The organism is Streptomyces sp. NPDC037421 (genome assembly GCF_055602105.1).
Window position 1 is genome coordinate 118,899 of record NZ_JBVJWV010000021.1, and the last position, 14,922, is coordinate 133,820.

At 71.2% G+C, this 14,922-nt stretch carries 12 protein-coding genes and 1 pseudogene; 4 read left to right on the forward strand and 9 right to left on the reverse strand.

Features of this window, described 5'->3' with window-relative positions:
* Nucleotides 1-293: 293 nt before the first annotated feature.
* Nucleotides 294-419: a hypothetical protein gene (locus ACZ7IF_RS26445; protein ID WP_470975935.1), complete on the forward strand. Its 126-nt coding sequence runs from the start codon at nt 294-296 to the stop codon at nt 417-419.
* 397 nt (nt 420-816) lie between these two features.
* Here ACZ7IF_RS26445 and ACZ7IF_RS26450 read toward each other — a convergent pair whose 3' ends face one another.
* Together ACZ7IF_RS26450 and ACZ7IF_RS26455 are read right to left on the reverse strand one after the other, a co-directional pair.
* Nucleotides 817-1,479 carry a response regulator gene (locus ACZ7IF_RS26450; RefSeq protein ID WP_267088103.1) on the reverse strand — a complete coding sequence of 221 codons (663 nt, stop codon included), beginning with the start codon at nt 1,477-1,479 and terminating at the stop codon, nt 817-819.
* On the reverse strand, nt 1,454-2,626 hold the full coding sequence (locus ACZ7IF_RS26455) for a sensor histidine kinase (protein WP_470975938.1): 1,173 nt from the start codon (nt 2,624-2,626) through the stop codon (nt 1,454-1,456). Before ACZ7IF_RS26455 ends, ACZ7IF_RS26450 begins: the two co-directional genes overlap by 26 nt.
* Before the next feature lie 175 nt (nt 2,627-2,801).
* On the opposite strand from ACZ7IF_RS26455, the gene ACZ7IF_RS26460 reads away from it, so the two are divergent.
* Entirely contained in the window at nt 2,802-5,072 is a 2,271-nt protein-coding gene (locus tag ACZ7IF_RS26460) for an MMPL family transporter (protein ID WP_470975941.1), read from the forward strand.
* 67 nt (nt 5,073-5,139) lie between these two features.
* Here the strand turns inward: ACZ7IF_RS26460 and ACZ7IF_RS26465 are convergent.
* A pseudogene (locus ACZ7IF_RS26465) lies at nt 5,140-5,567 on the reverse strand (transposase); the annotation flags it as partial.
* A gap of 115 nt (nt 5,568-5,682) precedes the next feature.
* On the opposite strand from ACZ7IF_RS26465, the gene ACZ7IF_RS26470 reads away from it, so the two are divergent.
* Nucleotides 5,683-6,429 (forward strand): 2OG-Fe(II) oxygenase, encoded by a 747-nt coding sequence (locus ACZ7IF_RS26470; RefSeq protein WP_470975973.1) that lies wholly within the window; start codon nt 5,683-5,685, stop codon nt 6,427-6,429.
* Nucleotides 6,430-6,532: 103 nt separating this feature from the next.
* Here ACZ7IF_RS26470 and ACZ7IF_RS26475 read toward each other — a convergent pair whose 3' ends face one another.
* The 6 genes from ACZ7IF_RS26475 to ACZ7IF_RS26500 form a co-directional block, all read right to left on the reverse strand.
* Entirely contained in the window at nt 6,533-6,862 is a 330-nt protein-coding gene (locus ACZ7IF_RS26475; RefSeq protein ID WP_470975944.1) for a hypothetical protein, read from the reverse strand.
* Nucleotides 6,863-6,981: 119 nt separating this feature from the next.
* A complete protein-coding gene (locus ACZ7IF_RS26480) occupies nt 6,982-8,379 on the reverse strand; it encodes an MATE family efflux transporter (protein WP_470975947.1) in 1,398 nt (465 codons plus the stop codon).
* A 4-nt stretch (nt 8,380-8,383) separates the two neighbouring features.
* A complete protein-coding gene (locus ACZ7IF_RS26485) occupies nt 8,384-9,412 on the reverse strand; it encodes a cysteine synthase family protein (RefSeq protein ID WP_470975950.1) in 1,029 nt (342 codons plus the stop codon).
* 56 nt (nt 9,413-9,468) lie between these two features.
* A complete protein-coding gene (locus tag ACZ7IF_RS26490) occupies nt 9,469-10,833 on the reverse strand; it encodes a type III PLP-dependent enzyme domain-containing protein (protein WP_470975953.1) in 1,365 nt (454 codons plus the stop codon).
* On the reverse strand, nt 10,830-11,843 hold the full coding sequence (locus tag ACZ7IF_RS26495; protein WP_470975956.1) for an ornithine cyclodeaminase family protein: 1,014 nt from the start codon (nt 11,841-11,843) through the stop codon (nt 10,830-10,832). The genes ACZ7IF_RS26490 and ACZ7IF_RS26495 overlap by 4 nt, the downstream gene beginning before the upstream one ends.
* A 29-nt stretch (nt 11,844-11,872) precedes the next feature.
* Nucleotides 11,873-12,868, reverse strand: coding sequence for a TauD/TfdA family dioxygenase (locus ACZ7IF_RS26500; protein WP_470975959.1), 996 nt, complete (start codon nt 12,866-12,868; stop codon nt 11,873-11,875).
* 377 nt (nt 12,869-13,245) lie between these two features.
* On the opposite strand from ACZ7IF_RS26500, the gene ACZ7IF_RS26505 reads away from it, so the two are divergent.
* Nucleotides 13,246-14,805, forward strand: coding sequence for an ABC transporter substrate-binding protein (locus tag ACZ7IF_RS26505; RefSeq protein WP_470975962.1), 1,560 nt, complete (start codon nt 13,246-13,248; stop codon nt 14,803-14,805).
* The last annotated feature ends 117 nt before the right edge of the window (nt 14,806-14,922 follow it).

The window sequence follows — 14,922 nt, forward strand, 5'->3', positions numbered from 1 at the left end:
ACAGGCGGGCACGCAGGGCCGTCTCGCCCGACTTGGGTTCGGGTGGGAAGACACTGGGGACGCAGCCAGCCGAACTATGTTGACATCCGCCCGCAGGTGGTCAGGGTGCGCTGGCAGCACCAGGCGGCGAGCAGTGTGAAGCGGCCGTCGGACGGGCGGCAGGCAGCGAAGACAGGGAGCCGGGCTCTGCCCCACTGCGCGGCCCATTGCGGCGGGCCGTGCGCTTGGCCGTGTCGGGGTGGCTCTGCGGGCCCCGAGAGAATTGCGGTCGAGAGTTCAGCCGGAGGGGGAGCGTGTGCAAGCGCTACAGATCGTCGGGGTGCGACTGCGACGGACTGTGGCTGCACCACATCGACTTCGACGGTGCCTGCCTGGAAGCGGCGAGCATCTACCAGGTCAACCTGACCAAGCATCGCTGATCGCGGCCAACATGCGACACGTCGAGCTCGGGACGTCGGTTCTCCACCAGAGCCGCTGCATCGAAGCCGACCTGCGCGGCTGCAAGCGGCCGCGCTCGCGCGGAACGTCCCACCCCTGCATTCGGCCTGATGCTTCAACCGAGGCAGTCCGTCAGGCGGATGCCCTTCTCGCTGCGGATGCGGATGCGGATGCGGATGCGGGCGCGTTCGCGTCGTTGCGCTGTGCGGACGTCGGGGTGAAGCACGGCTCGACCTTGTTCTTCACCGCCCACCGTTTCATCCGCCGGTTCGGGTGGGCGGAGAGGTTGTCAAGGAGTGAGGCACGTGGAGCCGACGTGAGCCGACCGGTGCACTGATGTCCGGGCGGGGACTCATGGGACATGGCCCGGCACCCGGCTCAGGTTCCGGGGAGGATACGGCGCGTTTCGTAGGCCCACATCGCGATCTCGACCCGGTTGCGGGCGCCGAGTTTGGCCATCAGGCTGGCCAGATGCGTCTTCACCGTGCTGAGGCTGATGTGCAGTGCATCGGCGATCTCGGTGTTGGTCAGCCCGCGAGCGACGGCGAGGAGCACCTGCTCCTCGCGGGCGGTGACGGGGGAGACCGGCTGGGCCACGGGCCGGCCGGCGGGCAGGTCCGCGAATGCCTGGAGCAGACGGACGGTGACGCTGGGCGCGATGAGCGCCTCACCGTCGGACGCCGACCGTACGGCCTGCGCCAGAAGGTCCGGTCCCGTGTCCTTGAGGAGGAATCCGCGGGCGCCGGCACGCAGTGAGCCGTACACGTACTCGTCGAGGTCGAACGTGGTGATGACGACCACGGCCAGCGGGTCGGCGACGCCCGGGCCGGCGACCAGCCGGGTGGCCTCGAGCCCGTCGAGTACGGGCATGCGGATGTCGAACAGGCAGACGTCGGGGCGTAGTTCGCGGGCCAGACGTACCGCTTCCCGGCCGTCGGCGGCCTCGCCGACCACCTCGATGCCGGGCTGGGCGTTCAGGATGATCCGCAACCCGGTGCGGATGATCGTCTGGTCGTCAGCGACGAGGACGCGAATGGACACCGCTCTCACTCCTCGCTCTCGGCAGTTCGGCTTCGACGTGCCAGCCCCGGTCGGTACCCGGGCCGGCTCGTAGTGTGCCGCCGAGCAGCGTCGCGCGCTCGCGCAATCCGGTAAGTCCGTATCCGTCGCGACCCCGGCCGGCGCGCCGGCCGTTGTCGCGCACGCTCACCCGTACCGTGTGACGTTCCGCGGCGACCCGGACGACGAGCTCGGTCGCGTCGACCGCATGGCGCAGCGCGTTGGTCACCGACTCCTGCACGATCCGGTAGACGGCCGCGTCCACGGCCGGGGGCAGCGCGTCCAGTTCACCGTCGAGCCCCAGGTCGACCCTGAGGCGACCACCCGGGGTGCGCACCAGGCGCTCCAGATCCGCGACTCCGGCAGGGGGCCCCAGCTCGGCGCCGACCCCGCGGTCGCGCAGCGCGGCGACCATGGCGCGCATTTCCTCCAGCGTGCGCGCCCCTTCCTCCTCGACCCCCTCCAGAGCCTCGACGGCGGCGGACGGGTCGGTGCCCGCGAGCACCCGGCCCGCCTGGGCGATGATCACCATGGCCGACACGTGGTGGGCCACCGTGTCGTGCAGTTCCCGGGCGAGCTGCTCGCGCTCGCGGGAGCGCACCTGCTCCAACTGCCGCTCGCGAGCGGTCACCCGGAACCGCACGGCAGCCCCGACCACGCCGGGCAGCAGCAGGAAGACGAAGCCCACGACCTTTTCGACGACCGGGGTCTCGTCCGTGACGACACACAGCGCGCCGACCGCGAGGATCACCGCGCCGCCCAGCACGATCTCGCGTCCCGACCCCCACCGGGGCAGCGCGTACACCAGCACGAGCACGACCGCGCCGGTGTACAGGCCGACGGGCTCGCGCGGTGCGGCGACGAGCGAGGCCACCGGAAGCAGGATCACCGAGCCGAACGCCAGCGTCACCATCGCCAGCGGGCGGGTCCGGCGCCACAGGGGCAGCAGGCACAGCCATACGGCGAACACCACCGCCACCGGCCGCCACACGACGTTCTCGCGCAGGGTGGCCTCCAGCGCCACACCGGCAAGGCCCGCGGCGAGCAGCGCCCAGTCCCGCCGCACCCGGGCGGGCGCGTCGGGCGGCCGGGGTTCGGTCCACAGGGTTCGCAGGTCGTCTCGGAGCACGGTTCTCAGCCTAGGGATCGCGGCGTGCCGCGCATCGGCCGAAAGGACGGGTCCTCACTCCGCCCCGGGGCCGACGGATCCGCGGCCCGCGGGCCGATGCCGCGGAGCGCCGCGGCGACGAGCCTCGGCATCGGCGGCCGTACAAGGACGGCCGACGAGGTGGTTGGAGGACCCGATGCTCTCGAAAGCCCTGTTGCGCCTGGGCGCAAGCGCCGCCCGCCATCCCTGGCGGGTGATCGCGGCATGGCTGATCGCCGCCACGCTGGCCGTCCTCGCCGCCGTCGCCTTCGGCGGGCGTACCGCGGACTCGATGACCGCTCCGGGACTGGACTCCCGACGGGCCGCGGAACTGATCGAGCGGGCCGGCACCGGCCAGGAGGGGATGACCGCCCAAGTGGTCGTCACCCCCCTCGACGACGGTGCGACGTTCTTCGCCGACGACGGCGCGCGCACCGCTCTCACGCGGCTGCGGGCCGAGGTGGGGCGGCTGCCGCACGTGCTCGGCACGAGCGACCCGGCGGGGGCGCTCGACACGGGCGGGGACACCGCCGTGCGCGGCGGCCTCGTTTCGGCCGACGGGCGGATCGCGGTCGTCCGGGTGCAGTACCCCGACCAGAGCCGGCTGTCGGCCGAAGACCTCGACGCCCTCGTCGATCTCGGCGACCGGCTGCGGGCCGAACTGCCCCTGCGTATCGAGATGGGCGGGGGCCTCTTCTACGCCTTCTCCGGCCCCGACGGCGGGGCGAGCGAGTTGATCGGCCTCCTCGCCGCGGCCGCGATCCTCTTCCTGGCGTTCGGTTCGCTCGTCGCCGCCGCGCTGCCGATCGGCATGGCGGTCTTCGGACTGACCGTCGGGGTCGCCACGATGACGGTACTGGCGGGGGTGACAGAGGTCCCCACGTTCGCACCGGTCCTGGGCAGCATGGTCGGGCTCGGAGTGGGCATCGACTACGCGCTGTTCGTGCTCGCCAGGCACCGGGAGTACCTCGCGCGCGGGCTGGATCCGCAGGCGGCGGCCGGGCGAGCGGTGGCCACGGCGGGGCGGCCGGTGGTCTTCGCCGGCGGCACCGTCGTCGTGTCGATCCTCGGCCTGGCGGTCGCGAACGTGCCGTTCATGACGGTGGGCGGGGTTGCCGTCTCGATCGTCGTCCTGACGATGGTGCTCGCGTCGGTGACACTGCTGCCGGCCTTCCTCGGCGCGGCGGGCCCGCGGCTGGGCCGACCCGGCCGGATCCGCCGGGCTCTTCGGGCCGGGCGGTCGGGCCGCCTCGGCCGACGGCGGGACACAGCGGCGGGCGCCGTCCCCGCCGCCGGGTGGCGGCGCTGGATCGGGCACGTCGGCCGGCACCCGGTGGCGTACGCGGTCGGCGCGGCGGCGCTGCTGCTGACCGCGACGCTGCCCGTGCTCGGCCTGCGCGTCGGCCTGCCCGACGACGGCTCACTGCCGCAGAGCCGTACCGAGCGCCGCGCCTACGACCTCGTCGCCGAGGGGTTCGGCCCGGGCACCAACGGTCCCCTCGTCATCGCCGCGGACCCCGCCGGTGATCCGGGAGTGGTGGACCGGCTCGTCGCGACGGTCGCGGCGGATCCGGGCATCGCATCCGTCGCGCCGGCGCGCATCGACCAGGCCACCGGCGTCGCGACCCTCGTGGTGTTCCCGACCACCAGCCCTCAGGACAAGGCGACGGCCGACACCCTCTCCCGGCTGCGCACCGAGGTGCTGCCCGCGGCGATCGGGCACGGCCCGGCCAGGGCGCACGTAGGCGGCGCCGCCGCGAGCCTGTCCGACGTGGGCCGACGCACCAGCGAACGCCTGCCGGTGTTCGTCGCCGCCGTGCTGGCGATGTCGTTCCTGCTGCTGATGCTGGTCTTCCGTTCGGTCGTCGTACCGCTCAAGGCGGTGCTGCTGAACCTGCTGAGCATCGGCGCGGCCTACGGGGTCATGGTCGCGGTCTTCCAATGGGGCTGGGGCGGTGCGCTCATCGGGCTGGAGGCGACGGTTCCGATCGTGTCGTTCATCCCGATGTTCCTCTTCGCCATCCTGTTCGGCCTGTCGATGGACTACGAGGTGTTCCTTCTCTCGCGCGTGCGCGAGGAGTACGTGCGCACCGGCGACAACGGCACGGCGATCGTGGAGGGCGTCGCGGGCACCGCCCGGATCATCACGTCGGCCGCCCTCATCATGGTGGCGGTCTTCCTGTCCTTCGCCGTCGCCGAGGACCCCTCCGCCAAGATGTTCGGGCTCGGCCTGGCCACCGCGATCTTCATCGACGCCACGGTCGTACGCATGGTGCTGGTACCGGCGACCATGACACTCCTCGGCCGGACCAACTGGTGGCTGCCGAAGTGGCTGGACCGGATACTTCCCCGCGGCCCGGTCGGCACCGACGACACCGACGCGGAATCCACGGGTGAAGCCCCGCGTCCACGGCCGGTCGACCGTTGACTCAACGCCTGCCCGCCCTTGGCGTCCGGCACCTCAGCGCGTCACCCAGGGGCTTATCGAGTCGTGATCATCGGGTGGTCCTGGTGAGGTCCTTGATGCAGATCATCGAGGCGCGCAGGTGGAGACCGGCGAGGTAGCTGTCGGGAGGCTTGCCGTACCGGGTGGCGATGCCTCGCCATGGTTTGAGCTTGTTGATCAGGCGTTCGGCGGTGTTCCGCTCCTTGCAGAGATCGGCGTCGTGGCTGAGTACGCCTTGTCTCCCAGTACGCGATCCGGTGTCGTGCGCGGCCGGCCCGTAGTGGCGCGCGGGATGCGGATCCTGTCGAGGACCTGGACGAACATGGTGGCGTCGTTGACGTTGCCGGGTGTGAGCACGATGGACAGCGGCAGACCCCGGTCCTCGACAGCGGGGTGGACCTTGGTGGTCAGGGTGGTGTACTCCTGTGCGCCCCCCTGTGCCCCTTCGGCGGCTCGGTCACTCCGTTTACGGTTCCGGGCCATGAGCGGATACGCGAAGGAACCGGCCGCGCCGAAGGAAATCAGCACCCGGGACTTGCCTCCCGCCGACCAGTGGTCCACGACCCCCGTGATACCGGCCCCGGTCTGCCGTTTGGAGAACTTCCTCGGTGCCGAACGCGCCACCCGCCTGCTGAGCTACGCGATCTCCCGGCAGCCCGACTTCAATGCCGGAACGGTCCTGGACCCGCTGTCGGGCCAGGTCTCCCACAAAGGCCGCAGCTCCCTCGTCCTCCCCGTGACCAGCCCCGTGTTCAGCCGGCACCTCGCCGACTGCCTGCCGCTCGTCCAAGAGGTCCTCGGTCACCGAGCCACACTCACGCAGACCCTGACGGTCCTGACGGCGCACGGCGAAGGGGGCCACTACGGCATCCACACCGACGCCTCGCGGGTCCGCGACGTCGGCACGGCCCTGTCGGCGGTGTACTACCTCCACCGCAAGCCCCGTGGCTTCGACGGCGGCCAACTCCGGCTGTACGACACCCTGCTCCACGAGGGCGGGCCCCGGCCGGCGGAGTCCTACCGCATCATCGAGCCCGAGCACGACACCGTCGTGTTCTTCCCGGCGAGCGCCTTCCACGAGGTCGTCCCGTCCACCTGCCCCAGCGGGCAGTTCGCCGATCACCGGTTCACCCTCACGACATGGATCAGCGGCGCGGAGTCCGCGACGACGGTGCCCGACGCCTCGTTCCGGATCTTGCCGTGGATGGCCCGCGCGGCCGAACACACCCGCCCGCTCGCGGATGTCGAGCACGACCACGACGGCGCCAGCCCCATCGCGCTCCCGGCCGCCGCCCCTGCCACCCGACTCACCCTCCCGGCACCCCGCACGACACCGTGAATACGGTCCGCGACGTCGGTGGCGACCGTTTCAGCTGCGGCGATCGCGGCGGACCCCCGAGGCTCCCTGGTCGTGGGTGAGTCCGTTCCACGGCCCGTTCCGTTCAGTTCGCCTGGCGGGGCGACGTGGTGCGTAGCCGCCATGGCCGTGGCGGAGGAGATGGCGGCGTCGAAAGCCGCTCCTGCGAGCGCCAGCCGGCGAGCATCGCTTCGGAGATCCCTGCGGCGGCGGCGCAGCCTGCCGGGCCGAGGCCCATCGCAGCCGCATGGACGGCTTGAGCGCGGCGTATGTCGACCTCCGCGCTCAAGTGTTGCCCGCCGTGGACCACCACGTGCAGTGTCCGGTCGATCTCGTCGCGGCTTTCGAGGCGGGAAAGCAGGCGGGCCGCCCAGTCGTGGGGGCGGCCTGGCGTGTCAGGTTCTTCGTCCTTCACCCTCCGGGTGCCTCCTGCCGACTCGCCTTGGCCGTCGAAGCCATTGTGCAGTCGGGACCGGCCCGTGGACAGGCCGGTCCCGACGTTGAACGCGCGCGGCGCGCGGAAGGCGAATGCGATCAGGCAACGGCCTGTGCCGCGTGTGCGCGGGCGTGCTCCGTCAGCGAGCGGGAGTAGCGGCGCAGGAGGAGGACAGCGGTGGTGGCGAGGCCGGTGAGGAGGCCGAGCCAGATGCCGAGGGTGTCGAGGTCCAGGGCGTAGGCGAGGAACCAGGAGGCGGGGAGGCCCACGGCCCAGTAGCCGATGAGGGTGATGCGGAAGCCGCTCCTGGTGTCGTCGAGGCCGCGCAGGAGTCCGACGCCGATGTTCTGGGCGCAGTCGAAGAACTGCAGGAAGGCGGTGACGATCAAGAGGTGTGTGGCGATGGTGAGGGCTTGGCCGGAGCCGGAGCCGGAGTCGAGGAAGGGCGCCAGGACCAGTTTGGGGATCGTCAGGTAGAGGACCCCGACGACGGCCATGACGGCCGCGGCACACGTCAGGGCGGTGTTCTTCAGGCGCCGGGCGTCTTCGTGGTTGCCGAGGGCGAGTTCGCGGCTGACGTTGATCGAGGCCGCGTGGGAGAGGCCGATGGCGACCTGGAAGACGATGTAGACGAGCTGGTTGACCGCGGTGTGGGCGGCGAGCGCGTCGGGGCCGAAGGAGCCTGCCATCAGGGCGGTGATGGAGAAGAACCCGGCCTCGGAACCGTAGGTGGCGGCGATGGGGATGCCGAGGCCGATGAGGCGCTTGACGGTGGCCGGGTCGGCCTTGGTGATGTCCAGGGTCAGCAGCGGGGCGAGTTCCTTGTCCTTCTTCGCCGAGAGGTAGAGGGCGAGGAAGGACAGGAGGTACACGGTGGAGGTCGCGATGCCGACGCCGGTGAGGCCGAGGCGGGGCAGGCCGAAGGTGCCGTGGACGAGGATCCAGTTGAGGCCGGCGTTGACCGCGACCGAGGCGATGGTGATCTGGAGGAGGGCCTGGGGGCGGCGCATGCCGACGGTGAACTGGCGCACGGCCTGGAACCACAGGCAGGGCAGCAGGCCCGGGGCGAGCGCGTAGAGCATGGTCCGGGTGAGGTCGACGACCTCCTCGTCCTGGCCGAGCCGGTCGAGGGCCTGACCGGTGAGGATCATCAGGAGGGCCCCGACGATGCCGGCGAGCGTGGCGACGGCCAGGCTCGCCCGGACTATGGAACGGACCTCCTGCTGTGACTCCTCCGCCTGGTCCCGGTCCTTCTCGGCTCTGGCCGCCGCGGCGGCTATCTGGTTGCCGACGGAGGTGACCAGGCCGACGCCCATGGTGCGGAGCTGGTTGAAGATGACGATGGCGAGACCGCCGGCTGCCAGCTCGGTGGTGCCGAGGAGACCCATCATCACCGTGTCGGTGGTGGTCAGTGCCACCTGGGCGAGCTGGGTGAGGATCAAGGGCACCGCGAGGACGCCGAGGGCGCGGCTGTCGCGGAGGAGGGTTTTCAGCATGGGTCTATCGGTTCCCGCGGAGTTTGGTGAGCAGCTCGTCGACGTCCCGCTCGGTCTCGGCGTTGAGGAGATCGCGGTCCTGCATCCAGTCGTCGTTGAAGACGGTGTCCATGTACTTCTCCCCTCCGTCGTTGATGAGGGCGACCATAGTCGTCCCCGGCGGGAGGGAGGGAAGACGGGTGAGCGCCTCGTAGACGACTCCGCCGGCGGAACCGCCGATGAGCAGCCCGGTGCGTGCGACCGCGCGGCAGGTGGCGAACGCTTCGACGTCGCCGACCTTGACGCCCTCGTCGATCAGGTCGAAGTCGACCAGGGCGCCGATCTCGGCGCCCTCCGGGGTGCCGGTGCCGGACTGGTAGTAGTCGTGGGCGGGGCCGCCGAAGGCGATGGAGCCCTTGGGCTCGACGCCTATGACGGTGAAGCCGGACATCAGCTTGGCCAGCTCCCGGCTGGTGCCGCACAGGGCGCCGCCGGTACCGACCGCGCCGATGAGGACGTCGATCTTCCCGTCGAGGGCCTCGTGGAGTTCGTGGGCGACGGGGAAGTAGCCGACTCCGTTGGCGGGGTTGTTGTGCTGCTCGGTGAAGACGGTGTTGTCGTGGCCGCGGGCCATGTCCTCGGCGAGTTCCTCGCGGGCGGCGGTGGCGAGTTCCTCGGTGCCGTCGTCGACGACGTAGACGAGCTCGGTGCCGAGCGCCTTCATGCCGCGGAGCTTGTCGGTGCAGGCGTGGTTGTCGACGACGGCGGTGAACGTGTAGCCGCGTTCGGCGGCGATGACCGCCAGGCCGAGGCCGGTGTTCCCGGAGGTCGACTCGATGATCCGGCCGCCTTCGCGCAGCTCGCCGGCGGCCTCGGCCGCGTCGATCATGGCCCGGGCCATACGGATCTTCGCGGTGCCGGTGGGGTTGAACATCTCCAGCTTCAGCAGCAGGCGGCTGCCGGTCTCGGTGGAGGCGAGTTCGAGGAGGGGGGTGTAGCCGATGAGATCGGATACGCGGGAGACCACGGCGGGACGCTGAAGGGCTCCGGGCATCGGTAACTCCAGAAGGTCGTGGGAGGCGGGCTGCGGGCGGGCGGACGCGCTGTGCGTCAGGTGAAGTGGCGGTCCAGACGCCAGCGGGGGCGGGGCCGGTCGGTCTGGTCGATGACGACCTTGGGCGGCAGGGCCAGGTCGTGGAACGGGGACTCGTTGGAATCCATCTGGTAGCCGGCCGTGTTCGGGTAGACCAGCAGGTCTCCGGTACGGGGCAGGTGGCGCAGCGGGACCTTCCGCCAGGTGAGCATGTCCGACTCCAGGCACGTGGCCGCGCCGACGCTCGCCGGGAACGTGCCCGCCGGACCGGCGGGGTCCCGGGGGAGGAGGACGGGGTCGGGCAGGTACTCGCTGTTGAACCACTGCTCGGACAGGCTCAGGCTCGTGCCGTCGACGGTGAGGATCCGGTAGCCGTCCCGCTCCTTCACTCCCTGGATGCGGAAGACGGTGGCTCCGGCCTGGTGGAGCAGCGCCCGGCCGGGTTCCAGGAGGAGGGTGACGCCTGCGTCCCTGAGGAGCGCCGCGACGGGTTGTTCGCGGTCCTCGGGCCGGGTGGCCAGGAGGGCGGCGAGGGCCTCGGCTCCGGCCACGGGGGAGTGGTAGGGGTAGAAGTCGCCGGTGTGGAACTTCTTGCCCGCGTGGTAGTGGCCGCTGTTCTGTTCGGCGAGGAAGGTGTGCCAGCTGTCGGCGTCGCTGTAGCTGATGGGAAGCCCGCCGCCGATGCTGATCCGGCTCGCCTCCAGGCCCTGGACGCGGGCCTTGAGGCAGAGGTCCACGAGGTGGGCGGCGAGGTCGGCGCGCGGCTGGAGGGCGTAGCCGGACAGGTGGAAGGAGAACCCTTCCATGCGTACGGCGTCCCCGGCCTGGACGCACCGGTCCAGGGCTGTGGCCAGTTCGGTTTCGGAGAGGCCGAAGCGGCTGTGGGGCTGGGCGGGGGGCAGGATCCGCAGCAGGATCCGGGCCGGCCGGACGCGGCCGGCCAGGGCGGTGGTGGCGAGGGTGTCGAGGTCGTCGAGGGCGTCGACCGCGACCAGGGCGCCGTGCTGGACGGCCAGGTGCAGCAGGGCGGGGTCCTTCGCGGGGCCGGTGACGACGAGGTGCTCGCCCCGTACCCCGTGGCCGAGGGCCTCGCGCAGCTCGGCGACGGAGGCGACGTCCACTCCCGCGCCGCCGACGGCCGCGCGTTCGACGAAGACGGCGGCCTTGTTCGCCTTCTTCGCGAAGTACACGAAGCCGTCGACCCCGGCCGCGGTCAGCGTGTCCCGCATGGCCCGCAGGTTGGTGTCGAAGGCGTCGGGCAGCAGGAAGTGGAAGGGCCCGCCGAAGGCGTAGGCCAGTTCGGGCAGCAGCCCGCCGGCCAGGACCCGCTCGGTCGCGGGGTCGTCCAGCACCGGCAGGGTGGGCAGGTGACGGCTGTTCACTGCCACAGCGCGACCTCGGTGCCCAGGCCCTGGTCGAGGGCGAGCCGGGCGAAGCGGTGGCCCAGGGCGATGTCGGTGACGACGAGGCCGCTGTTGTAGGCGAACACGCGCTCGGCGGGGCCGGTGCGGCCGGGGGAGTGTCCGGCGAGGACCTGCGCGAGTTCCGCGTCGACGGACCGGAGTTGGCCCTCGGCGTCGGCCATGTCGGTGCCGGTGTCGGCCATCTGCGCGGCGCTGGTGGCGATGACGCGGTCGGCCTGCTGGAGGGTGGAGGGTGCGAGCCCGTGGCCGACGACCACGGCGAGCGCGCCGGGCTTCAGCCAGTCGGCCTCGACGGCGGCCGGGGTGGCGGGTCCGGCGGTGCCGATCACGATGTCGGCGGCGCCGGCCGCTTCCCGCAGGTCCTGGACGAACTCCAGCTCGCGGCCGGGGAAGTACGCGGCGAACTGTTCGCGCACCGCCTTGAGGCCTTCGGGGTGGGTGCCGTACACGAGCAGGCGTTCCAGCCCCGGGAGCGCCGTCACCAGCAGGGGCAGCGCCATGCGGGCGGTGGTGCCGGTGCCGATGAGCAGCGCGGTGCGGGAGTCGGGCGGCGCGCATTCCCGGGCGAACAGGGCGGAGACGGCCGGGGTGCGCAGCGAGCCGATCCGCCCGCAGTCCATGAGGGCCAGGGGGAGGCCCGCGGCGTCGTCGTAGAGGGTCAGCGAGGTGTAGTGGCGCTGGAGGTCGCGGTCCTGGTGGGGGTCGTGCCGGTACGAGGCGCGGATGGCGACGACCTCGCGGACCCCGTCCCGGCCCAGCATCGCGTACGAGACCGAACTCCCGTCCGGGGGCTGGACGGACAGCTTGCGGGGGTTGGCCGAGGTGCCGTCGGCGAGGGCCTCGACCGATCCGGCGACCACGTCGAGGACGTCGTCCAGGGTGATGTCGATGGCCGCCACATCGCTCCTGGTGAGGATGCGGAGGTTCTTGTCGTCCCCGGGTATGCGGGCGGGCGGGGTTTCGGTCATCGGGGTTCCTCCGGGTACGGGGCGGGTGGTCAGCTCGCGTGCGCTTCGAGGGCGCTCTGGCCGTAGCCGTGCTCGCCGGCTTCGGCCTCGGGGCGGGTGCGGCGGCCGGGGATCCGGACGGAGGCGCGCTTGAGCCACCGGTCGCTGCCGTCGTACCGGGCCTGGAAGGGGACGCGGCCGTGGACGACGAGGTCGTTGTCGACGACGAGGATGTCGCCCGGGCTGAGGCTGACGGCGACGGCGACGCGCGCCAGTTCGTCCGAGAGGCGCCCGTAGGCGCCCCGGTACGCGTCGTCCGCCTGGTCGACGGGCGTGTAGGCGGGGTCGTAGCGCAGGGTCATGCCGCCCTCGGCCGCGAACAGCGCCGGAACCGCGGGCGGGGCCTGGTCGGTGAAGCCCTGGGCCTCTTCGTAGGCGTCGTCGGGGAGGATCGGCAGGACCGGCCGGGTGAGCAGGCCGATGTCCTCGTCGGCCAGACGGGTCTTGCGGATGCTGGCGGCGGTGGTGGCGATGTCGTCGTGGTTGCGCATGCAGCCGAGCATCAGGAGGTGGGCGCGACCGGGGTGGAAGGCGTCCTCGGTGTGCGGGCTGAGAAGCACGGTGCTGCTGGCACCGGTCTGCTCGGTCTCGTGACCGGACGAGGGGACGATGTTGTGTACGAAACGCCCGTCCTGCTGACCCTCCCAGGCGATGGGGTTGCCCATCACCGTGGAGAGCAGGAGCAGGGCGATGTCGTAGACCGCGCCGCTGTCGCCGGCCGTGGCCCAGCTGGACGGCGTGTCCCCGATGGCCGCGTCGTCCACCTCCAGGCCGCGCAGGATGTACAGGCCGTCCGCGGTGTCGACGGGGCGGCAGTGCTCGCGCAGCGTCTGGCTCAGGGTTGCGGCCTTCTCGGCGACACGGGCCAGGAGCTGGGGATTTGTGGCGGAGGTACCGAACTCGGCGAGGATTTTCTCGGCCGCCTGGCGGAGTTCACCCACGGTGTGGGTGTCGAGCTGGCGGACGGGTGCGGCATCCGTGCTCATGGCGAAGAGATCCGTTTCGTCGGATGGCATGGGGGGATCCCGGTTCTGAGGTACGGTCTCCGGCGGTCGGGCGGCGGGAGTGCGTAACTGGCAAGATGCGACGGGCCGTTGGAGTCCTGTCAGGTATCTGCGGAACCGGCGAACGACTCGCACCGTAACACCGAAATGAGGTAAGGCAAACCTTACTTGCAAGTCATTGGGGGGCGAGATTCGGACGTGTGTCCCATCCCGGTCGGAGGCTTGCGGTAATGGTTGTCATTAGGATAGGCAACCCTAAGCACCACGGCATGTCTGGCCTGATCCGGACGACGGAGAGAGCCAGACGCGCATGTCCGGTGTCCCTGCCACCCCGTAGTTTCAGTGGATCGAGGACGTACGTGAACTTCAACAGGCGCCAGGTGCTGTGGGCCGGCGGAGCGATAGGCGCGGGGGCCCTGGTCGCCGCCTGCTCCTCGGGCAGCGGCGACACCAAGACGGACAAGGCCCCTCAGGGAGACGGCAAGCCGAAGGACGGCGGAACGCTGCGCATCGGCGCGCTCGGCCGCGCCGGAGCCGTCACCCGCGACCCCCACGGCACCCAGGCCAACGAGAGCGACTACCTGGTCATCGCCCTCGTCTTCGACACCCTCGCCATGCCGGGTGCGAAGACCAACACGGTGCCCCGCCTGGCCGCTTCGTGGGAGCCTTCGGCCGACCTGAAGACCTGGAAGTTCAAGATCGCCAAGGGTGCCGCCTTCCACGACGGCACACCGGTCACCGCCGAGGACGTCGTCTGGTCGCTGCGCCGCCTGCGGGGCACCCCCTCAGGCGCCTCCCGCCTGCCGGGGGTCAAGGGCCCGGAGAGCATCACCGCCGAGGGCACCGACACCGTCGTCGTCGCCCTGGACTACGCCAACGCGGACTTCCCGCTCCTGACGCGGCTCGCCAGCTTCGTGATGAAGAAGGACACCCCCGACAACGCCCTCGACAAGGCCCCCGGCACCGGCCCGTTCAAGCTCGACTGGTACCGGGGCGGCAACGCCCGCCTCGTCAAGAACGACAAGTGGTACGGCGGCACCGTGCACCTCGATGCCATCGAGATCACGATGTTCGAGACCCCGCAGGCCATGGCCAACGCCCTCCTCGCCGGGCAGATCGACCTCGCCTCCAACGTCGGCGCCGTCGCGGCCCGTACCGCCGAGACCCGCAAGGACATCCAGGTCCTGCGCCGCCCCAACGACATGGCGATGCCCATCGTCATGCGCACTGCCGCGGGCAGTCCCTTCGCCGACCCGCGCGTCCGCGAGGCGATGCGTCTGGTCGTCGACCGCGACGCGATGGTCAAGCAGGTCCTCTCCGGCTACGGCACCGTCGCCAACGACATCCTGGGCACCGGCGACCCCGCCTTCGCCAAGGACATCCCCCAGCGCAAGCGGGACCTGGAGAAGGCCAAGAAGCTGCTCGCCGAGGCGAACTTCGACCTGTCCAGGACCTACTCGCTGGTGACCACCGAGGACATCTCCGGAATCGCCGAGTCCGCGACCCTGTTCGCGAACCAGGCCCGCGAGGCCGGCATCAAGGTCGAGGTCGTCAAGCAGGAATCCGGCGCCTTCTGGGACAAGACCTGGAAGACCGGAGACTTCTACACCACCTACTGGGGCACCAACGACTCGGTGGTCTTCTTCGCCTCCAAGACGATGGTCAGCGAGGCCGGTCAGAACGAGGCGGGCTGGAACGACCCGGGCTTCGACGCCGCCTACCGCAAGGTCATCGCCACCGTGGACGAGAAGGAGCGTGCTGCCGCCCTCAAGGAGCTCCAGCAGATCGAGTACGAGCGCTCCGGCTACCTGCTGTGGGGCATGGCCGACGGCATCGACCTCGCCGTCGCCAAGGTCAAGGGCCTGCCCACGCTGCCCGGTTACGGCCGCGTCCAGCTCGAGAACGCGTGGCTGGCTTGAGCCGCACGGCCCAGGAGCCCGGGGGGGGGGGGGGGGGGGGGGGGGGGGGGGGGGGGGGGGGGGAGAGGGGGTGCCGCTGTTGTGCACGGGGGGCGGGGGGGGTAGCTACGCGCATCC

Bases quoted from the DNA above. Each gene is read 5' to 3' on its own strand.
- ACZ7IF_RS26495 (WP_470975956.1), bottom strand. From the start codon at position 11,843: ATGACCGAAACCCCGCCCGCCCGCATACCCGGGGACGACAAGAACCTC.
- ACZ7IF_RS26500 (WP_470975959.1), bottom strand. From the start codon at position 12,868: ATGAGCACGGATGCCGCACCCGTCCGCCAGCTCGACACCCACACCGTG.
- ACZ7IF_RS26460 (WP_470975941.1), top strand. From the start codon at position 2,802: ATGCTCTCGAAAGCCCTGTTGCGCCTGGGCGCAAGCGCCGCCCGCCAT.
- ACZ7IF_RS26480 (WP_470975947.1), bottom strand. From the start codon at position 8,379: ATGCTGAAAACCCTCCTCCGCGACAGCCGCGCCCTCGGCGTCCTCGCG.
- ACZ7IF_RS26485 (WP_470975950.1), bottom strand. From the start codon at position 9,412: ATGCCCGGAGCCCTTCAGCGTCCCGCCGTGGTCTCCCGCGTATCCGAT.